Origin of the sequence: Alkalihalobacillus trypoxylicola (assembly GCF_001590785.1) — a bacterium.
In the GTDB taxonomy this organism is placed as follows: Bacteria; Bacillota; Bacilli; order Bacillales; family Bacillaceae_D; genus Alkalihalobacillus; species Alkalihalobacillus trypoxylicola.
Map to the genome: position 1 here is coordinate 1 of NZ_LTAO01000023.1, position 20,056 is coordinate 20,056.

Here is a 20,056-nt window from a genome sequence, read left to right on the forward strand (position 1 = left end):
TTGGGCGTAGTCATACATTGGGCGTAGTCATACAAACTAAAGATGTTTTAAGTATTTCTTAGGGCTCCAATCCTCTTCAATTTTCATTAAGACAGCACCGATGATTCGAATAGCTGATTGATCATTTGGAAAGATCTGAATGACCTTTTCTCTTCTTCGAATCTCTCGGTTGACTCTTTCTAACATATTGGTCGTACGAAGATGTTTATGAAGCTCTCTCTTTTGAGAGTGGAACTGTATGGCATCTTCGAAGCCGGCATCTAACTTCTCAATGGCTTTGGAGAAGCCTTTTACACCTTGATACTTTTGGATAAATTGAGCTTTTCGCTCACGGGTAAAAGCTAGATTAGACGTTTGGAATAATTCCCTCAGGTCAGAACGAGCTTCTGATGTGTTTTTTTTGGGTAAGGCGTCCATGATATTCCGAAGGAAGTGAACACAGCACCTTTGCCAAGAGGTTCCTAAAAATGATTTCTGAATCGATGACACTAAACCTGAATGGGCATCTGAAATCATAAGTTTAGGGGATTGTAACCCTCGTGATTTTAAATAGTCAAAGAAGGCTAACCAGGTTTCCGAGGACTCACCATGTGTAATTCTTAATCCAATAATTTCTCGGTAACCGTCGGCATTGATACCACAAGCAATATGAACACTTTTTGAGACCACTTTATCACCTTCTCGAACTTTAATATACATCGCATCGACATAGATATGAGGATAATAGATGGTATTTAAAGGACGGTTCCTCCACTCATTGACGATCGGGTCTAAGGATTTAGTCAGGTTAGAAACCATTGATTTAGAGACACTTTTCCCGCATAATTCCTCTACAATTTTAGTCACTTTACGGGTAGAAACCCCATTGACGACCATCTCCACCATAGAGAGGATGAGTGCTTGTTCACAGCGCTCATATTTTTCAAAAACAGAGGTGGAAAACTCACCATCGCGAGTCCTAGGAACCTTCAGTGTAAGAGAACCGACACCTGTAATTAACTCCCTTTCATAATATCCATTGCGATACCCATTTCGTTGTTCGGATCTTTCATGAGAAAGCGCGTTAACATATTCATCTCTTTCCTTCTCCATAAGCGAATTTAATACAAGAGCGAGAGAAGCCTTGACTGGAGAGTCCAARGAGCTTTTTTCAACCTCAGCTTTAAGTTGTTCCAAATTTATAGTAATATTAAAAGTGGTCATTATCATATCCTCCGTGTGTGATGGTTTTTCGTCGAACTCATTGTAACACGGACATGATAATGGCCTTTTCTTTTTACACAATTATATGGACTTAATCGTTATCATATCCTCCGTGTGTGATGGTTTTTCGTCGAACTCATTGTAACACGGACATGATAATGGCCTTTTCTTTTTACACAATTATATGGACTTAATCGAATAGCGTTTTTCTTTTGACCAATTTCCTAATCGCATGCTTTTTTCGGGTGAATAGACGGCTCCCTTTTGACCGTTTTTTTGATTCTGAGCTCTTTTTGGGTGAATAGTGCTTTCCCTTTTGACCGTTTTGGTGGTGCGGCTCCCAGTTCGGGCGAATAGGAGGCTTTCTTTTGACCAATTTCCTAATCGCATGCTTTTTTCCGGTGAATAGACTGCTTCCTTTTGAGCTTTTTTGTGGTGCGGCTCTCAGTTGGGGTGAACAGACCTTTCCCTTTTGACTTTTTTCGCCTGCTCAGCCCTTTTTTATCCAAATGAACTCTCTAATTTCTACTTTTTTTGCTAAGAGTTTATTGGATTTCACAAAAAATGATAAAGTTTTTATTGTTTTTTTCAAAAAATTCAATTAATATGAATTTAGATATCCCCTTTCTTCCATTTCTTAGTCACTCCCCTATTTCTGTTTGATCCCTTCGGATACTTTGGCAAAAAAGCTTTTCATTTTCAAAATTCTCCATATGACATTTCCTTTAAAATCTTTCTAGTAACCCCTTTTTGTTAACCTTCACTTACATTTCATTCGCCTACTAACTGATAGTCCTTTTATTCACTCAGCAATCAACCGTTGAATCAAAAAAATTATTAAGGAGGAACACTATTGATTGTTAAACCTTGTAAAGAGCCTTTAGAATTTTCCATATGGAGAAGTTTAAGAAGTCGCAAACAGAATATTACGAAGGAGGATATGCAATATTATTTTAAAAATCTTAAAGGGTTCCATGGAGAGCTAGAATTTGAAAAGTGGTGTGAGGACTTACCTGAAGATTGGTTGTGTTTTCATAATTTATGTTTAGAAGTAAAGAATTCGAAATTTCAGCTAGATTACATCGTTTTAACAAACAAATCTTTATTCCTTTTTGAAATTAAATTTTATTCTCATGATTACTATTTTGAAAATGATACCCTCTATACTCATCAAAATAAAGAGGTTCTAAATCCCTCACTTCAGTTACAAAGAAATAAAACCCTATTACGTCAATTCTTAACTGAGCACGATTATGATATCCCCATCCATGCTTATGTCATTTTTATCAATCCTCATTTCTTTTTGTACTATGCACCATTAGATGTGCCTTATTTACATTCTTTTGTGTATCCGCCTCAATTGAAACGATTTAAAAAGAAGCTCCATGAAATATATTTCAATACACAAGTAATTCTCTCTTATCAAAAACTACAAGACCTTTCAAATTTATTTTTAAAACAAAGTTTTGTTCCTAAGAATTTGATGAGAATACCTAGCTTTAATTTTGCAGAGCTCAAAAAAGGCATTCGTTGCAAAAACTGCAGTTCCCTCCAAACTAGAATCAAGACGAAGCTTATTTCTTGTGAAAAATGTGGAATTTCGGAAAAGAAAAAAGAGGCAGTTCTTCGAAATATTGAAGAATTTATCTTACTGTTTCCTAGCCAGAAGCTTACGACAACTAAAATATATCAATGGTGCAAAATCCTCTCACAAAAAACGATATACCAAATTCTTCGCTCCAACTTTAAGCCCACCAAAAAAACAAGATATACCTATTATCAATAATTGAAAACTTAAATTCCGAATAATAAGTATCTACCAATTTTTCAATACTTCTTCTTTTCAGTAAAGCGTTTTATTAGTAGTTTCCTCTTTCATTTTTGAACTCAAGTATCTTAGTTCGCTGCCCTCACCTATTTTTTCTTTTACTTTCATCTATCTATACTAATTGAATGTCTAATCTAAATTAAGTGGGATGAATGTTTGAAGCACTTTCACACCCTTTAATATCCCGGTTAAAACAAACACGTGCTCCTTATCAGATTACCTTTTTAATGAGCTAATCAACTTTCAAACCTTCACTTGAACATAGGTGTTTTTCCGATAGCATCTACCAACTTGAGACAAACACAATTGGTCAGACTAAATGCTTCTTTCTCCTAAAACCTTTTACAAACAAAAAAACACCACAATCATTTGCTAATTGTGGTGTCTCGTATTCTAGATTAAACGGCCATCGAAACTTCACCGATTGATTCAATCGCTTCATTGTTTTCAGTGTTATCGGTGTCTTCATCGTCAGAATTCTCTTGCTCATCTTCTTTTTCTTTCTCATCTTGCTCTTTATCATCAGCTGGTTGCTTTAAGGCGTCATTGGTACTTTCTTCCTTTTCTGGTTGCTCTTTCTCTCCATCAGCTGGCTCTTTGTTGTCTGCTTCTTCATCTAATAAAGTATCAATAGGTTGCTTGAATAAATCTGTTGGATTTACTGGTATTCCATCATTACGAAGCTCGAAATGAACATGAACTCCAGCATCCGTATTGTACATATTTCTTCCTGCATTTCCTAAAGACTCACCTTGTTTAACGGTTTCTCCTTCAGATACACTTACTCCCTCTAAGCTATGATAATGAGTGACAATTCCATTTTCATGGTTTAACTCTACTACATAACCTAGTAATGCATCCTTTTGTGCTTTTACAACTGTACCTGATAAAGCTGCTGTTACCTCAAAGGATTCTCCATCTGCTCTTGCATAGTCTATTCCTTTGTTTTGGTAATACATATTATCGTAGAATACTAATGCTTTTTGCTGATCTTCTAATGTTCCATTTGTATCATAGAAAGGTCCAACAATTTCTACTTCACTGTCTTCTGATACTGGCATCTCTAGAACTTCATTTGAAATGGTTACTTCCATTGCTTCTTCATCAAACGGATTTAATCCAATACCAGAATCATTGATTTCCGTTTGACTTTCTGGATTAGTAGATTCATTTTCACCTTGTAGGAAAAATACGGCACTTAGAATTCCAGCTGCTACGACTAAATAGAGAGCAGGTGCGGCCCAGCGTTTACGCATAAGTCGCTTTACATTTACACTTAAAGAATTTTTCTCTTGATTCGAAGAGCGTTTGTTTTCGTCTTCTCTCATGTTTCATCACCTCAGCAATCAGTTTGATCAGATTAAGAGGTTTGTATACATGTAAATTAAATTTTTTTCATTTATTTTTCGACAATAGTAACATTTTTATTCATCCATTTAAAAAAAGACCGCTGATTTTAACTTTTTTATATAGAGGGTTACGGCCTTTGTTATTGAATAAATATAGTGAATATTAAAATTTTAGAGTATGGAGGTTTTTTAATGAGGAAGATCATAGCACAGATAATGGTTAGCATCGACGGTTATATGGAGGATTCCGAACATCAATTAACTTGGCATGTTATTGATGATGAGTATCACAGCTATTCTTATTCTCTTATGGAAACATGTGATAAGTTAATATTTGGTCGAAAAACATTTGAACATATGTCTCATTTTTGGCCAACTGAAAAAGCTAAATCCTCCCTTCCTTATATTGCAGCGAAAATGAATAACTTAAAAAAGCTGATCATATCGAATACATTAAATAATACTAGCTGGGAGAATTCTAACATTGTTCATGATCAAATCGTCGAAACATTAAAATCTCTTAAACAAAAAAGCGGGAAAAACCTCTTAATCTTAGCAAGCTCTGAATTAGTTCATTTCTTATTGAGTCACCAACTTATTGATGAAATTCATTATATTATAAATCCAGTAGCTCTTGGAAATGGGGTCTCTTATTTTAAAATGAACGATATCAAGAGGGTTTTTTCTGTTTTGGACGTTAAGTCATTTAGTTCTGGAAACATCTTAATCATCTATAGTCCAAAATTTCAGTTGAACAAATGAAGTAACCCAAGCTCCTTATAATTTATGCATTACCCCATTAGTGGATGTGGTTGTGTATTTTTATGAAGTCTTAGACCCTCCTTGTAGTTTTTCCGATAGCAAAAAAAAGAATGAAACTACAATTAGTTTCACTCTTTTTAAGCATTTTCAATTCTACTTTTTATGAGCGGTTTGCGACATATTGTTTGATAAAAGGAGCTGTCGTTTCAATTTTTACATCCTGATAATAATGGTGAACAATTTCTTTATAGCTTTTTCCTTCTAAAGCCATTCCATTTGCTCCGTATTGACTCATTCCTACACCGTGTCCCCAGCCTTTTGTTTGAACAATTACTTCATTCCCTTGTCTTTGCCACTGGAAATCAGCTGAATCAAGACTAAGACTTTCACGAATTACTTTCCCACTTAATTCTTTTCCGTTAATATTGGCTGTTTCTACTCGACCACTATTCGTTCTTGAAACAATCGTACCCACACTTCCATCATTCGGCAGCTCTACATTGAGCTTTGCTTCAAAATCTTCAACGCTAATTGTGGTTTGACCAGTAAAACGAGGAGATTCTTGGTCCCAGGGACTTTCTACACTTCTTAAGTAAGGTAGTTTATTTTCCCAATAATCCTCTGAGTTTTCTGTGTATCCATTACTAGTAGAAAAATAAGAGGCATCTATAGGCTTTTCACCATAGGTAATGATTTCACCCTTTGTTGAAAGGACGGCCTCTTCAATTTTACGGTAATATTCATCAAACTGCTCTCCCCATTTTTCCTGTAACTGTGTCTTATCTTGATACACTTGATGTGTTGCTCCAGTATCAGTAATGAGTGCGCCTTCTGGTGTTTTCGTCACCTCTTCATTCATCATATACTGTAAAATAAATGTTCTTGCAGCTAATGCTTGTGCTTTTAGTGCTTCCATTTCAAAAGAAGCATTCATTTCTGAGCCAACCACTCCCATTACATACTCTTCCAACTTTATTTCTTCAACCTCATTTTTCTCTGTTCTAAATACGGTCACCATTACATCATCGGCAGAAGTTTTTTCTAAAACCACTTCTTCTGATTCATGAGATTGTTCCTTTTCAGTTGAAGCCTCAACAATGTTGTCTGTTTGCAGAACTTCTTCATTAGAAGAGCCCATTAGTACAAGCATTGTAGGCAGAACTAAAACAATTGCACTTAGAATAATACCTAGAACGAGCATTCTTTTCATAGTCTAAACTCCTCCATCAGTTATCTCTCTATACTTGAATATATGTTATCTGTAAAAACGATAGAACTGATTTTGATAGATTCAAGAGATAAGCTATAAGCAGGATTCTACAATTTCTATTACAGATTTTTGAAGAAAAAACAGCTTATTCGTAGCTTTCCTCATTTTTTATGGCTATTTCGAATGAGTTTGGCTTTTAGGGAAATAGACAAGTTCCATTTTGGTCTTTTCAAATATTATTTATACATATGTATCTTTTATGTTTTTTCGGTTTTCAGTTATTAAAGATCAAAAAAACCCCTTTAGGAGCAGATTAACATCTGTCTTCCCGGAAAGGGGATCATTATGATGATTTTTTTTAATAATTACACTAAATTGGTTTTTACTTCTACTTCTGTTGGAGCAGCTTCGGTTTCTTCTTTAAATCGCTCTATTTTGGCTCCTAAGCCACAAAGCTTTTCTGTTAAGTTTACATATCCTCTGTCAATATGCTGAAGCTCCGTAACCCGTGTAATGCCATCTGCAACTAAACCAGCTATCACTAGTGCTGCACCAGCACGCAAATCAGTTGCTGCAACTTCTGCACCTTGTAAAGAATTAGGTCCTGAAATAATCGCAGAACGACCTTCTATTTTGATGTTTCCATTCATACGGCGGAATTCTTCAACATGCATGTATCTGTTTTCAAATACCGTTTCAGTGATGACACTAGTTCCCTCTGCCTTTAGTAATAACGCCATCATTTGAGCTTGCATGTCAGTAGGAAAACCTGGGTGAGGCATCGTTTTAATATCAACAGCTTTTAAAACCTCTGGTCCAATGACTCGAAGTCCAGTTGGCTCTTCGATAATTTTGACATTCATTTCCTGCATTTTTGCGATTAAAGGACGTAAATGTTCACTCAAAGCGCCTTCTACTAATACATCTCCACCAGAAATAGCAGCTGCCACCATAAAAGTACCTGCCTCAATTCGATCAGGTATCACTGTATGCTCTGCTCCTTCTAATGAATCGACTCCTTCAATACGAATAACTCCTGTACCCGCACCACGAACTTTCGCACCCATCGAGTTTAAATAATTCGCTAAGCAGACAATTTCTGGCTCTTCAGCAGCATTTTCAATAATAGTCGTTCCCTCAGCTAAAGCAGCTGCCATCATGATATTCTCAGTAGCTCCTACACTTGGGAAGTCCAAATAAATTTTTGTACCTTGAAGACGTCCATCAATGCGTGCTTCAATAAAGCCATTTCCTATTTCAACAACGGCTCCCATTGCTTCAAATCCCTTTAAATGCTGATCAATAGGTCTTGAACCAATTGCACAGCCACCTGGCAATGCAATACGTGCTTTTCCTACTCTTGCTAAAAGTGGACCCATTACTAAGAATGATGCACGCATTTTCCTTACATATTCAAACGGTGCTTCTGTTTTTAAAGTATCTTCTGCGTTTACTTTAAATACTCCATCAGTATATTCCACATCAATATTTAAATTTCTTAAAACCTCTTGCATTGTGTATACATCAGCCAATGAAGGCACATCATAAATATGGCTCGTGCCGCGGCCAGCTAAAATCGATGCAGCAATCACAGGTAGTACAGCGTTCTTGGCACCTGATACCTTTACAGTGCCCTTTAGCTTGTTACCACCGTGGACAATAATTTTTTCCAACGTATTCCCCTCCGCGTCTTGAAATTATGGTCTCTTCTATATTATCAATATTCAGTCGTAATAATAGGCGTTCCTATTGTCACAGTCGTCCTAGAGCCCAATCCTTGCTCTTGTCTAATCGCTAGTTGAATATTCATCTCTTCACCATTCGTTTCAATAGCTTGTTCCCAGTCCTCTAAATAAGCAGAAACAGATAGAAAATGCTCCTCTTTCAATGCTTCAATCTGTGTTGCATCAAGGGTTTCAAGTAATTGATCGGCGAAATGTGAAATATCGTTATTAGCTAATAAATTTTCATTTTGTGACGTTTTTAATTGCGTGAAAATGGTTGCTTGATCAAGTGAGAAAGAATTCATTCTTGATTGAACTAACGGTTCCAATTGCTGTGATGAAAGAGTGTGAAGTGAGGATCCTTGAAGTTGATATGTGTGCGAAACTCGATACTGTCCATTTTCTGGATAGGCAAAGATTTTAACGGTCTCTTTTGTATCCATACTTGGATTGTTATTGGTAATCAGTGCGCTCCATTCAGAGCTAGTAACATCAACACTTTTTACCATCCAGTTATCAAAAATACGGCTCATCATATGTACATGCTGCTTGAATGATTCTTTATCAGAGATCATTTCTTGTTCTTCTCTAATTAAAATCTGCCATTCATCTATTTCCCATCTCTGATTTCCAGCCAATTCCACTAAATCTTCGGCTGTGGCTTTTAATGAATGACCCCCTAAAGAGTTTGCAAAAAAGTGTACATAACCTAACCCGAACAACACTACCACAACAAAAAGATTCATTCCCATTTTCATTTTTGGTTTCCCCTCCAAAAAATAAGCTTATACTTACATTTTGACCAGAGTAGGAAACCTCATACATGGAAGTTGTAGTCACTATTCGACATGTTGTACAAATCACCATAAATAGCGTAGCATTTGAGATGAATTTAAATAATCAAGAAAAAAGTTACTCACCAAATGGGCAATAGCAAAGGTTAACAATACCATTAATGTAATAGCTCTCGGTCCTTTCGGATCTCGTAAGAATACATCAAATCGAACTGCCTGTAATGCCCACCATGTTAATGCAAGGAAAAGTACATTGACAATAATATGTATTATAGCCTGTTGACCAAATTCCTCTAACATGGTTCTTAGCTCCTTTTCTACTTAATTAGTCAAATATCGACAAGATTTTTGCATCTTCATTTTTAATGCTTGTTTAAAAAACAATCCACATCTCATAATAACTTATCTTGTTAAAAAAATCTATAGATCAAATATGGAATTATATAGTTGTACTGACCTATTTTTTATGAAATTGTGTCTGTTTTTTTACAAACTTTTTGATAGAAAAGACCGATGTCAAATGTTTGTTCTCTTCGTCTTCAATTTGAATACTTTTGTTGTTTCCGTTTTTGCTTAAAACAGAGCAAATATTAAGTTGGTAAATGACTACTTAGATGATTAAGACTACTTTAGGTTTATTATCTCTACCCGATTTTTCAGAGACTCAATCATCCAATCACCATTTCAATATATATAACGTTAAAATACACAAAAGGTTTCATAAAATTATATATAATTTGAGATTTACAACGAGTGAACTTATACAACTCTTATAATGAAAACGGAAAGGTTAGGTTTTTGATTTCCACTTTAGGTAGATGTTTTCCCAAGGGCTTGTCTTCAGCTAACTCTGACTAGGCAGAGCGTCGTCAGAGTGGATCTTCAAACGGCGCTGATCCTTTGGGAGTCACTACCTAGCATTACAATCAACGTGTAAATTCAAAAACATTTAAGACATATTTTTTAATAAACGTTCGGTTTCATTCACTTATGGAGCAATTATGTTATTCACTCAATCTTGTAAAAATAAAAAACGAGCCCGATAAATTCCTTCGGACTCGTTTTTTATTTTTTAGACTAGTTCTATACTAGCCTCTTTACCTATTTGCTCGCTACATTTAAGCGGTTGTTTGCTCGTTTGAGAGCTAATTGAGCACGTTTGATATCAATTTGATCTTGTTTGATTTCATTTAATCGCTTCTCTGCTCTATTTTTCGCTTCTGTCGCTCGCTCTACATTAATTCCAGATGGCAATTCAGCAGCCTCAGCTAAAATCGTTACTTGGTCAGGACGGACTTCAACGAAGCCACCACTTACTGCAACTTTTTCAACATTTGAGCCATTTTTTAAGCGTACTGCTCCAACCGTAAGTGGAGCTACTAACGGAATATGTTTAGGTAAGATACCTAGTTCACCATCAACCGTGCGAACACTTACCATATCAACATCGCCATCATACACTTTGCCATCAGGAGTTACAACGTTCACATTAATTGTTGGCATGTAAAAACCCTCCCTAATAGCATTACGGGTTTTGAAAATTACTCACTCTAGATGCTTTCATTATGACATATGACTAGAGTGAGGATTTGAAATCACTGTTATAACCTAACAGTCGTGACTAGTGGATTAAGCCATTTGTTTTGCTTTTTCAACAACTTCTTCAATACGTCCAACTAGACGGAAAGCGTCCTCTGGAAGGTCGTCATACTTTCCTTCTAGAATTTCTTTAAATCCATTCACGGTTTCCTTAACCGGTACATAAGATCCTTTTTGACCTGTAAATTGCTCAGCCACGTGGAAGTTTTGCGATAAGAAGAATTGAATACGACGTGCACGAGCAACGATTTGTTTCTCTTCCTCTGAAAGCTCATCCATACCAAGGATTGCAATAATATCTTGAAGCTCATTGTACTTTTGTAAAGTTTGCTGTACTTGACGAGCAATAGAATAATGTTCTTCTCCAACAACCTCTGGAGAAAGGGCACGAGATGTAGAAGCTAGTGGATCCACGGCTGGGTAGATACCCATCTCAGATAATTTACGCTCTAAGTTAGTTGTTGCATCTAAGTGAGCGAAAGTTGTCGCAGGAGCTGGATCCGTATAGTCATCGGCAGGTACATAAATGGCTTGAATAGATGTAACTGAACCAACTTTAGTTGACGTAATACGCTCTTGTAATTGACCCATTTCCGTTGCTAGTGTTGGTTGATAACCAACGGCAGATGGCATACGACCAAGTAGAGCCGAAACCTCTGAACCAGCTTGTGTAAAACGGAAGATGTTATCGATGAATAAAAGAACGTCTTGACCATCTTTATCACGGAAATGCTCAGCCATTGTTAATCCAGAAAGAGCAACACGCATACGTGCACCTGGTGGCTCATTCATTTGACCGAATACCATCGCCGTTTTCTTAATAACACCAGAATCAGTCATCTCATGGAAAAGGTCATTTCCTTCACGAGTACGCTCTCCAACACCAGCAAATACAGAAATACCACCGTGCTCTTGAGCAATGTTATTAATTAATTCTTGGATAAGAACGGTTTTACCTACTCCCGCTCCTCCAAATAAACCAATTTTTCCACCTTTAATATAAGGTGCTAGTAAATCTACTACTTTAATCCCTGTTTCAAGGATTTCTTTACCTGTTGAAAGCTCATCAAACTTCGGGGCTTCACGGTGAATAGGAGAACGTTTCGCATCAGCTGGAATCGGCTCAGCTAAGTCAATCGCTTCACCTAAAACGTTAAATACACGACCTAATGTCACGTCCCCAACTGGTACAGAAATCGCGTCACCTGTGTCAACCACTTCTGTTCCGCGCACAAGCCCGTCTGTAGATGACATTGCAACTGTTCGTACCGTATCATCACCTAAGTGCAAAGCGACTTCTAATGTTACATTCACATCAACTGCATTGATTGCTGAACCTTTTTGTTCAACACGCAATGCGTTATTGAGTTCAGGTAATTGCCCACTGTTAAACTTTACGTCAACAACTGGACCCATTACTTGAGTAATGCGACCTGTATTCATTTTTTTCCCTCCTAATGGTCATTGCGTTATTTTTCTAATAAACATTAAATGACCGATTATCATAGTTTTACATGTACTATTCTAAAGCAGCTGCTCCACCAACGATTTCCGTAATCTCTTGGGTAATCGCTGCTTGTCTTAATCTGTTATATGTTAATGTCAAATCATCAATTAGGCCTGAAGCATTATCGGTTGCTGCACTCATAGCTGTCATTCGTGCACCAAACTCACTAGCTTTTGCATCAAGCAATGCTCCGTAAATTAAACTTTCCGCATATTGTGGAAGAAGAACCTTTAATATAGCCTCTTCTGATGGCTCATATACGTATTCACTACTAATACCTTTTGTTTCTTCTTTATCAATATCCGTTAATGGTAAAAGTTTCTTCTCGGTTACATCTTGTTTAATTGGGTTGACAAAGTGGTTATACCATACATATAACTCATCAAAAATGCCGTCAGCAAACATTTCAACTGTTGTACGCGCAACATTTTTAATATCATTAAACTCAGGCTGATCAGGTACTCCGATCAACTCTTGAATGATTGGAAGATTACGCTTTTTAAACAAGTCACGACCGATACGACCTAGTACAATAATTGCATATTCATCCTTAGAAGAATGACGCTCTTCAATGGTTTTAAGCAAATCACGAACAAGGTTACTGTTATACCCTCCTGCAAGACCCGTATCAGAGGACATTACAATATAACCAGTCTTCTTTACAGGACGAGACTCAAGCATCGGATGAGATACTTCTGTGCTTGAAGATGCTATTGCAGTAACAACCTGACGAATTTTGTCTGTATATGGTTGGAAGGCTTGTGCTTTTGATTGAGCACGGTTTAGCTTAGAGGCTGAAACCATCTGCATCGCTTTTGTTATTTGTTTAGTCTTTTTCGTAGACGTAATTCGACCTTTAATATCACGTAATGAAGCCACTTGTTTCACCACCTTTTTGCAAGACTCTATTCCATCGTTAATTGTATAAAAGAAATCTCAGTCATTGTTAAAATGACTAGGAGATTTCATTCAATTATTTACTTACACTGAATCCTTTTTTGAACTCTTGGATAGCTGCAACTAAATCAGCATCTTCAGGTAATGCTCCTGTTGTACGAATATGTTCAAATATCTCTTTTTTATTGTGCTCGATGAATGTGAATAGTTCAGATTCAAAGCGTAGAACATCTCCAACAGGAATATCATCTAAAAATCCTTTAGTTAGTGCATATAGAATAACGACTTGCTTATCAACCGTTAATGGTTTGTGTAAATCTTGCTTTAAGATTTCTACTGTGCGTTGACCACGATTTAATTTCGATTGAGTCGCTTTATCAAGATCTGAACCAAATTGAGAGAATGCTTCTAGCTCACGGTAAGCGGCTAAATCTAAACGTAAAGTACCTGCAACCTTTTTCATCGCTTTAATCTGTGCTGAACCACCAACACGGGATACCGATAAACCTGGGTTAACAGCTGGACGAACACCTGAGTGGAATAAATTAGATTGCAAGAAAATTTGTCCATCTGTAATGGAAATAACGTTTGTCGGAATGTAGGCAGAAACGTCACCAGCTTGTGTTTCAATGAAAGGTAAAGCTGTGATAGAACCGCCACCTAAGTCGTCGTTTAGTTTAGCTGCACGCTCAAGTAAACGTGAATGTAGGTAGAATACATCCCCTGGGAATGCCTCACGACCTGGAGGACGACGAAGTAATAGGGAAAGCTCACGGTAAGCAGCTGCTTGTTTTGATAAGTCATCATAGATTACTAAAACATGCTTGCCGTTATACATGAACTCTTCGCCCATTGTTACTCCAGCATATGCTGATAAGAATAGCATTGGAGCAGGCTCAGATGCACTCGCTGATACAACGATTGTGTAATCAAGAGCTCCCTTTTGACGAAGTGTTTCCACAACTCCCGCTACTGTAGACTCCTTTTGACCAATCGCCACATAGATACAGATCATATCTTGATCGGCTTGGTTAAGGATTGTATCGATAGCAATCGATGTTTTACCAGTTTGACGGTCTCCAATTATTAATTCACGTTGTCCACGGCCAATCGGAACCATAGAGTCAATCGATTTAATACCCGTTTGAAGTGGCTCATGAACCGACTTACGAGCCATAACTCCTGGAGCTGGGCTTTCAATTGGACGTGATTTTGTCGTATTAATTGGACCTAAGCCATCGATAGGCTGTCCTAATGAGTTAACGACGCGTCCTAATAATTCTTCCCCTACAGGCACCTCCATGATACGGCCGGTACGCTTTACTTCGTCCCCTTCACGAATGTCTCTGTAAGGTCCTAAAATGATAATCCCGATATTGTTTTCCTCAAGGTTCTGAGCCATTCCCATTACACCGTTTGAGAATTCGAGCAATTCACCTGCCATTACATTCTCAAGGCCATGAGCAAGTGCGATACCATCCCCAACACGGATAACTGTACCAACATCTTGTACTTGAACATCAGATTCAAAATTCTCAATCTGCTGTTTTATAAGAGAGCTAATTTCCTCTGGTTTGATGCTCATATCATTCACCCCTATCTTCTTCTAACGTGTTCCCGTAACCAATTGACGCTCTAAGCGATCAAGCTGTGACTTGATGCTTCCATCATATATACGGTCACCAATTCGAATTTTAAAACCACCTAAAAGGTCGGCATTTACTACATTATTAATTAATAGCCTAGCTTTTCCTACTTTTGACGCAAAAACTTGAGCAATTTGCTCTTGCTCTTGCTCGGTTAAAGCTTTGGCAGAATACACAGTTGCTTCTGCAATATTTTGTGCCTCAAATGATAATGACACAAACTTCTCAATCATAGACTCTAATATATCCAATCTTTTTTTATCAACTAATAATAAAAGTGTCGTAATGACATCTTGACTAGCTGATTGAAAGCTTGTTCTTATAAAAGAATGTTTCTGCTCCTTTGAAATCTTCGGATTAGAAAGAAATTGAGAAAATTCAGGTGTCGTTTTAAGAACCGTTTTGATAGCCCTTAATTCCTCGATAGACTGTTCAAGAGTTCCCTTTTTTAAAGACACTTGAAATAAGGCTTGTGCATAACGATTTGCTACTGTACTGCTACTCATAGCTTACCGCCCACTTCATTAATATAATCTTGAATTAATTTTTCTTGCTCTTTTTCATCTAGCTCTTTTTCAATTACTTTTGTAGCAACTAGAACAGATAGACTCGCAACTTGCTCACGTAATTCAGAGACAGCATGCTCTTTCTCACGTTGAATTTCTGCTAGTGCTGAATCTTTAATTCTTTCAGCATTAACACGAGCTTGCTCTAAAATTTCTTGCCCCTGCTGTTCACTTAATTTCTTCGCATTTTGAATAATTTCACTAGCTTCATTACGAGCTTCTTCTAAAGCAATACGTTGATCCTTAATATATTGCTCGGCCTCTTTACTTCTTGCTTCCGCGTTCTCAATTTGATCACTGACCATTTGCTCACGCTTTTCCATCACGCCAAGAAGTGGCTTTAATGCGAATTTACTTATGAAGAAAAGTAATGTTAAGAAAGCTGCTAATTGAAATAGAATAGAGCCTAATGGCACCACAAAACCAAATAGTTCAAATGACACTGTCCTTCACTCCTTTCGTGGATGTGAGAATCCCTTCAAAATCTTCTATGTTTCAAGAAGAGGTTATTCCATACATAACTAATTGTGAAAGCCTACATAAGCAATGGCGCAGCCCCATTATGGATGCTGGCGCCATTAACAAGTGCAATCATTGCGTCGCAAAAACGACAATATTAAGCGTTACCCATGATTAAGAAGCCCATAACGATCGCGATAATTGGCACGGCTTCTGCAAGAGGAACCCCGATGAACATTAATGTTTGTAATGTACCTTTAAGTTCTGGTTGACGAGTTACACCCTCGATTGTTGATTTTACAATAATAGCTACGGCGATTGCTCCTCCGACAGCTGCTAAACCTGCAACAATTGCTGCTCCTAATAAACCCATGATAAATTTCCTCCCTATAATTAAAAAAATATTTTATAATTTTTGCTCTTTATGAGCGTTGTACCTAATAATTAATGTGACTCAACTTTGTGAGACATATAAACCATTGCGAGCATCGCAAAAATGTACGCCTGCAATGAGCCAATAAACATACCAAATGCTTGCCAGATAATGGTTGGTAGGAATGCTCCTAACGCTCCAAAAATCCCAGATGAACCTAATCCAACAAGTAGTATCATTAAAAGTTCCTTCGCATAAACATTACCGAATAAACGCATTCCTAATGTTAACGTATTGGCAAATTCCTCGATAATTTTAAATGGAAGTAAGAACCAGACTGGTCGAACATAATCTTTCAAGTATTCTCCCATTCCACGAATTTTAATTCCATAGTAATGTGTAAGAATGATAACTAAGGCTGCCATTGTTAAAGTCAAAGCCGGATCGGATGTAGGTGATCTCCACCATGCTTCATGTGTGTCTTTATTATAAACTTCAAAAGGAATCCCTAGCATGTTTGCTACAAACACATAGAATAATAGCGTAAATGCTAAAGCAATAAATTGTCCTCCGACCTTCCAACTCATATTCGCTTTAATAATACCGCGAACAAAGTCGACAACCCATTCAAGAAAGTTTTGCATACCAGATGGCTTTAAAGACAAATTCCTTGTCCCAATAAAAGCAATTAAGAAAACAATAATACAGGTCACGGTTGTCATTAATACGGTAGACATATTAAAGTCAAGCCCAAGTATGTTTCTCATAGGCTGAATATGTGCCAACATTTCCATTTTTATTTCACCTCTTTCTGCCACTTTGAGTTAGTGTATCCACAAATATAATGACATAAATCAGGGAAATCCCTGCAATGACCGAATATAAATTCACTTCATCAGGAAATTGCAATGCGATATACAGTGCAAGAATGATAAGTGAGATGCGTATTAAATAGGTCAAACCCGCGAACAAAACTTGTAGTTGACCGCCTTGAAATGACTTATCCGTAATACGACCGATGAGAGAAGTTTTTTGGAAAATCGTTAAAAGATTAAGATAACTAACCAAAAAACCTAAGGATAAACCGAGGAAAATTTCTGGGACTGGTGTTACCAAATAACAAACAGCGAATCCAACCATAGCCATTAGAAAGATTACTGTATATTGCTTCATTTTACTTCGAAAAGAAATCATCGTTAATCTCCTAAAAAAGGTTGAATCGTTTTAAACACTGCATAAAACGCAACACCTAGCCATGTAAATAATGAGACAATTAAAAAGAGCGGCTGTGTTTCGAATTTGTTATCTAACCATATCCCTATAAAAACGCCGGCTAACGTGCAAGCAACGATGTATGTTGATATGATAGATACAAGTGCCATTGCTCTAAAAGGACTCTTTTCAGGATTCGACATAGAGCGTCTCCCTTCTATCTCTTTCCCGCATTTATTAATAGACTTAAAAAATCCATCAGTATATGTAACCCCTATCATCATACCCTTTGTAATCGTACAATAGGGAAAACCAAGTGTCAATTGGTTTTCCCATGAAAAAATTGGAGAAATGTTTTCAAATTTGAATGTTCACATTTCCGACAAAGATTTTTCGTGCTTTTTCATTGCATTTCTCACTCATTCTCGCTCTATTTTTTAAGGGTTTCTCTTCCACCGCAAGGATTGAGAGTTATTAAAGGATTGGTTAAAAATACCAGTTTTCCTCCATGCAATGTGAACAAAAATTGACAATAACCATCCTATATATCAAAAATTATTCATAACTTTCCTCTTGACTTTTAGGAGGAATTTCATTTCCGATCGTTATAAATGTTTCGAGCGTGTCTTCTCGTCCATCTTGATTTGCATAAACAAGAGCCTTATAAATACCGTCCTCTAATTCAATATCATGAATTTCCCCACCAAACATTCCTCTACTCAGATCATATTGAACATCTAAATACGTAACAAACTCAAAGGTATCCGGCTGATAAATAGCAATCCCCACTTCCTCAGCTCCTCCTGGTAGATACAATTCGTAACGATAGCTATGCTCCTTATCCCCGTGCCCAAAATGAAAGGACATTAACCTTGGATAATCAGGTTCTTGAATAAAGAATACAAAAGGAACTGAAATCTTTTCTCTTCCACCCTCAACAAAAATTTCTCCATGATGTAGACCTTCTGCTAAAACACTTGGCATTAAATCAATCGAAAGTGAAATTTGTTTCTTTTCTCCAGGGGCAAGTGTTGTTGCAAATGGTACCTTCCACTGAACTCCATCAGGAACTTCAAAGGGTGGCACAACATGATAAGTCCTCGAGACTGTATCCTGATTATCGATTGTAAACATAATCGTCCGCGTTTCTCTACGATCATCTTTGCTCCATTTACCAAAGGTTAAGGCTCCCGGATAAACAAGTGAGCTAGCCGAGACAGCTTTATCTACCTGCAATCTACCTGCACCTTGCTCATGCGGGTAGTACAATTCATTTTGATTATCATATAGCTTTACCGCAGTATTCATCATCGCTGCCTTTACTTGTTCTGGAGACCAATCAGGGTGTGCTTCTAAAATTAAGGCCGCAGCACCTGCCACATGTGGAGAGGACATACTTGTACCATTTAAGCTTAAATACCCTTTTGGTATTGTGCTTTGAATGGAAACACCAGGTGCCACTAAGTCAGGCTTCACTTCCCAGGAATGTGTAACAGGTCCTCTAGAACTAAACGGAGCAATAAAGTCTTGCTCCTCTCTGTAGATGGTCCGAAGCCTTACATCTTTTTTTTCGTTTTTCATATAGGCTAAGAGCCATTCTCCATCCTCTTTTGTAATACTGACAGCGGAAAGCTTCACCCCACCTTCAACGGCTCCTACAAAAGCTCCCGATAAATTATTATAAATAATCACAGCTTCAGCACCAGCTTCTTTTGCCATTAAAACTTTATCAGTAAAAGGAATGAGTCCCCGTTTAATTAAAGCAATCTTTCCTTTTATCTCTAGTTCATCAAACTCTTCCTTTGTACCATAACCAACATCTATAATAGGAAAATCCTTTTTCAGCTCCCATGGCAAAGCACCTCCCATAGGTAGTAAAGATATTTCTTTATCCTCACCAAACATCGTAATATACGGAGTTTTAATAGGAGGTGCTGAGGCTCCTACTGAAATAGCTTTGCTTGAAGTACCAGGAGAACCAACCGTCCACATTTTGGGACCACTATTCCCATTAGATGTCACTGCCACTACTCCCATTTCTACGGCACGGTCTAATGCAATACTAGTCGGCCAATCAGGACCATTCACTGTATTGCCAAGAGACAAATTAATAATATCAACGCCATCCTCAACGGCTTTTTCTATCGCTTCAATTACTTGCTCTGTTGTTCCTTGCCCTCCTGGACCTAGTGCACGATAAGCATATAATTCTGCTTCAGGAGCTACCCCCTTTATCTTACCATTCGCAGCAATGATACCAGCTACGTGTGTTCCATGTAAGGTGGGTAAACCCTGTCTAGGCAATGTTTCCATCGGATCATTATCATCGTCGACAATATCATATCCACCTTTGTAGTTGACCTGCAAATCTGGATGTTGATAGTCTATCCCCGTATCAATCACTGCTACTTTAACACCTTTACCCGTTAAATGCTTACCTCCTCTATTCATCAACTCTTTTGTATCACCAGCTCCAATAAAAGGCACACTAACATCTAAATCAGCTTCAAAATAAGCTAATCGGTCAACTCTTTCAATTTGGTCAATGGTAGTTAGCTTATTTAATTCTCTTCTAGGTAATTCCATTGTAAATCCATGATAAAGTGTGATGAACTTTTTTCTAATCACAGCCTCTGGAACCATTTCTTGAACCTCTTTTATTAATTCCTCTACATCACCTTTAGCTGTTACAATGACAATCTCCTTTCTATCCTCATCACCTTCAGAAAAAACAGGTCGTTCTGGATAACTTGCTGCTTCTATTCCGACACTAAAAAAGGTGAGTACTATAGTCAGCATGATGCCAATTGCTAAAACTTTCTTCAAAATCAACCATTCCTTCCCCTAAACGAATAAATACTTCCAATATCGATTTTTTTAGTATGGAATGTTTTGTTTCATTTCATGTATTGAATTTGTGAAAGTCT

The 20,056-nt window shown here is 37.3% G+C and carries 19 protein-coding genes; 2 read left to right on the forward strand and 17 right to left on the reverse strand.

Annotated elements, in window-relative coordinates:
- Window positions 1-36: 36 nt before the first annotated feature.
- Window positions 37-1,203, reverse strand: a complete 1,167-nt coding sequence (locus AZF04_RS12680) for an IS256 family transposase (RefSeq protein WP_061949038.1) — start codon at window positions 1,201-1,203, stop codon at window positions 37-39.
- Window positions 1,204-2,056: 853 nt separating this feature from the next.
- Between AZF04_RS12680 and AZF04_RS12685 the strand changes: the two genes are divergently transcribed.
- Complete coding sequence (locus AZF04_RS12685; protein ID WP_061949039.1) at window positions 2,057-2,989, forward strand: nuclease-related domain-containing protein; 933 nt, start codon at window positions 2,057-2,059, stop codon at window positions 2,987-2,989.
- A gap of 440 nt (window positions 2,990-3,429) precedes the next feature.
- Here the strand turns inward: AZF04_RS12685 and AZF04_RS12690 are convergent, their stop codons facing one another.
- The gene (locus AZF04_RS12690) at window positions 3,430-4,359 is read right to left on the reverse strand and encodes a M23 family metallopeptidase (RefSeq protein WP_061949040.1); all 930 of its coding nucleotides are present in this window, start codon (window positions 4,357-4,359) and stop codon (window positions 3,430-3,432) included.
- 213 nt (window positions 4,360-4,572) lie between these two features.
- On the opposite strand from AZF04_RS12690, the gene AZF04_RS12695 reads away from it, so the two are divergent.
- Window positions 4,573-5,142 (forward strand): dihydrofolate reductase family protein, encoded by a 570-nt coding sequence (locus AZF04_RS12695; RefSeq protein ID WP_061949041.1) that lies wholly within the window; start codon window positions 4,573-4,575, stop codon window positions 5,140-5,142.
- 160 nt (window positions 5,143-5,302) lie between these two features.
- Here AZF04_RS12695 and spoIID read toward each other — a convergent pair whose 3' ends face one another.
- The 15 genes from spoIID to AZF04_RS12770 form a co-directional block, all read right to left on the reverse strand.
- A complete protein-coding gene (gene spoIID, locus AZF04_RS12700) occupies window positions 5,303-6,352 on the reverse strand; it encodes a stage II sporulation protein D (protein WP_061949042.1) in 1,050 nt (349 codons plus the stop codon).
- A 365-nt stretch (window positions 6,353-6,717) separates the two neighbouring features.
- Window positions 6,718-8,025, reverse strand: a complete 1,308-nt coding sequence (murA, locus tag AZF04_RS12705; RefSeq protein ID WP_045483293.1) for a UDP-N-acetylglucosamine 1-carboxyvinyltransferase — start codon at window positions 8,023-8,025, stop codon at window positions 6,718-6,720.
- A gap of 44 nt (window positions 8,026-8,069) precedes the next feature.
- Window positions 8,070-8,834, reverse strand: a complete 765-nt coding sequence (locus AZF04_RS12710; protein WP_061949043.1) for a YwmB family TATA-box binding protein — start codon at window positions 8,832-8,834, stop codon at window positions 8,070-8,072.
- Between the two features lie 102 nt (window positions 8,835-8,936).
- A complete protein-coding gene (locus tag AZF04_RS12715) occupies window positions 8,937-9,170 on the reverse strand; it encodes a DUF1146 family protein (RefSeq protein ID WP_061949044.1) in 234 nt (77 codons plus the stop codon).
- An 801-nt stretch (window positions 9,171-9,971) separates the two neighbouring features.
- The gene (locus AZF04_RS12720; RefSeq protein WP_045483302.1) at window positions 9,972-10,373 is read right to left on the reverse strand and encodes a F0F1 ATP synthase subunit epsilon; all 402 of its coding nucleotides are present in this window, start codon (window positions 10,371-10,373) and stop codon (window positions 9,972-9,974) included.
- A 126-nt stretch (window positions 10,374-10,499) separates the two neighbouring features.
- Window positions 10,500-11,912 carry a F0F1 ATP synthase subunit beta gene (gene atpD / locus AZF04_RS12725; protein ID WP_045483305.1) on the reverse strand — a complete coding sequence of 471 codons (1,413 nt, stop codon included), beginning with the start codon at window positions 11,910-11,912 and terminating at the stop codon, window positions 10,500-10,502.
- Between the two features lie 76 nt (window positions 11,913-11,988).
- Window positions 11,989-12,855: a F0F1 ATP synthase subunit gamma gene (locus AZF04_RS12730; RefSeq protein WP_045483308.1), complete on the reverse strand. Its 867-nt coding sequence runs from the start codon at window positions 12,853-12,855 to the stop codon at window positions 11,989-11,991.
- Window positions 12,856-12,949: 94 nt separating this feature from the next.
- Window positions 12,950-14,458: a F0F1 ATP synthase subunit alpha gene (gene atpA, locus AZF04_RS12735; protein ID WP_061949045.1), complete on the reverse strand. Its 1,509-nt coding sequence runs from the start codon at window positions 14,456-14,458 to the stop codon at window positions 12,950-12,952.
- A gap of 21 nt (window positions 14,459-14,479) precedes the next feature.
- The gene (locus tag AZF04_RS12740) at window positions 14,480-15,025 is read right to left on the reverse strand and encodes a F0F1 ATP synthase subunit delta (RefSeq protein WP_045483314.1); all 546 of its coding nucleotides are present in this window, start codon (window positions 15,023-15,025) and stop codon (window positions 14,480-14,482) included.
- Entirely contained in the window at window positions 15,022-15,528 is a 507-nt protein-coding gene (gene atpF, locus AZF04_RS12745) for a F0F1 ATP synthase subunit B (protein WP_045483317.1), read from the reverse strand. The genes AZF04_RS12740 and atpF overlap by 4 nt, the downstream gene beginning before the upstream one ends.
- A gap of 173 nt (window positions 15,529-15,701) precedes the next feature.
- On the reverse strand, window positions 15,702-15,917 hold the full coding sequence (atpE, locus tag AZF04_RS12750; protein ID WP_003320626.1) for a F0F1 ATP synthase subunit C: 216 nt from the start codon (window positions 15,915-15,917) through the stop codon (window positions 15,702-15,704).
- A 71-nt stretch (window positions 15,918-15,988) separates the two neighbouring features.
- On the reverse strand, window positions 15,989-16,705 hold the full coding sequence (gene atpB / locus AZF04_RS12755) for a F0F1 ATP synthase subunit A (protein WP_174522666.1): 717 nt from the start codon (window positions 16,703-16,705) through the stop codon (window positions 15,989-15,991).
- A 13-nt stretch (window positions 16,706-16,718) separates the two neighbouring features.
- Window positions 16,719-17,111 (reverse strand): ATP synthase subunit I, encoded by a 393-nt coding sequence (locus AZF04_RS12760; protein WP_045483321.1) that lies wholly within the window; start codon window positions 17,109-17,111, stop codon window positions 16,719-16,721.
- Between the two features lie 2 nt (window positions 17,112-17,113).
- A complete protein-coding gene (locus tag AZF04_RS12765; protein ID WP_061949046.1) occupies window positions 17,114-17,332 on the reverse strand; it encodes an AtpZ/AtpI family protein in 219 nt (72 codons plus the stop codon).
- A 352-nt stretch (window positions 17,333-17,684) separates the two neighbouring features.
- A complete protein-coding gene (locus AZF04_RS12770) occupies window positions 17,685-19,961 on the reverse strand; it encodes a S8 family serine peptidase (RefSeq protein WP_327020394.1) in 2,277 nt (758 codons plus the stop codon).
- Window positions 19,962-20,056: the final 95 nt, after the last annotated feature.

Bases quoted from the DNA above. Each gene is read 5' to 3' on its own strand.
- AZF04_RS12690 (WP_061949040.1), bottom strand. From the start codon at position 4,359: ATGAGAGAAGACGAAAACAAACGCTCTTCGAATCAAGAGAAAAATTCT.
- AZF04_RS12695 (WP_061949041.1), top strand. From the start codon at position 4,573: ATGAGGAAGATCATAGCACAGATAATGGTTAGCATCGACGGTTATATG.
- spoIID (WP_061949042.1), bottom strand. From the start codon at position 6,352: ATGAAAAGAATGCTCGTTCTAGGTATTATTCTAAGTGCAATTGTTTTA.
- AZF04_RS12710 (WP_061949043.1), bottom strand. From the start codon at position 8,834: ATGAAAATGGGAATGAATCTTTTTGTTGTGGTAGTGTTGTTCGGGTTA.
- AZF04_RS12715 (WP_061949044.1), bottom strand. From the start codon at position 9,170: ATGTTAGAGGAATTTGGTCAACAGGCTATAATACATATTATTGTCAAT.
- AZF04_RS12720 (WP_045483302.1), bottom strand. From the start codon at position 10,373: ATGCCAACAATTAATGTGAACGTTGTAACTCCTGATGGCAAAGTGTAT.
- atpD (WP_045483305.1), bottom strand. From the start codon at position 11,912: ATGAATACAGGTCGCATTACTCAAGTAATGGGTCCAGTTGTTGACGTA.
- atpA (WP_061949045.1), bottom strand. From the start codon at position 14,458: ATGAGCATCAAACCAGAGGAAATTAGCTCTCTTATAAAACAGCAGATT.
- AZF04_RS12740 (WP_045483314.1), bottom strand. From the start codon at position 15,025: ATGAGTAGCAGTACAGTAGCAAATCGTTATGCACAAGCCTTATTTCAA.
- atpE (WP_003320626.1), bottom strand. From the start codon at position 15,917: ATGGGTTTATTAGGAGCAGCAATTGTTGCAGGTTTAGCAGCTGTCGGA.
- atpB (WP_174522666.1), bottom strand. From the start codon at position 16,705: ATGTTGGCACATATTCAGCCTATGAGAAACATACTTGGGCTTGACTTT.
- AZF04_RS12760 (WP_045483321.1), bottom strand. From the start codon at position 17,111: ATGATTTCTTTTCGAAGTAAAATGAAGCAATATACAGTAATCTTTCTA.
- AZF04_RS12765 (WP_061949046.1), bottom strand. From the start codon at position 17,332: ATGTCGAATCCTGAAAAGAGTCCTTTTAGAGCAATGGCACTTGTATCT.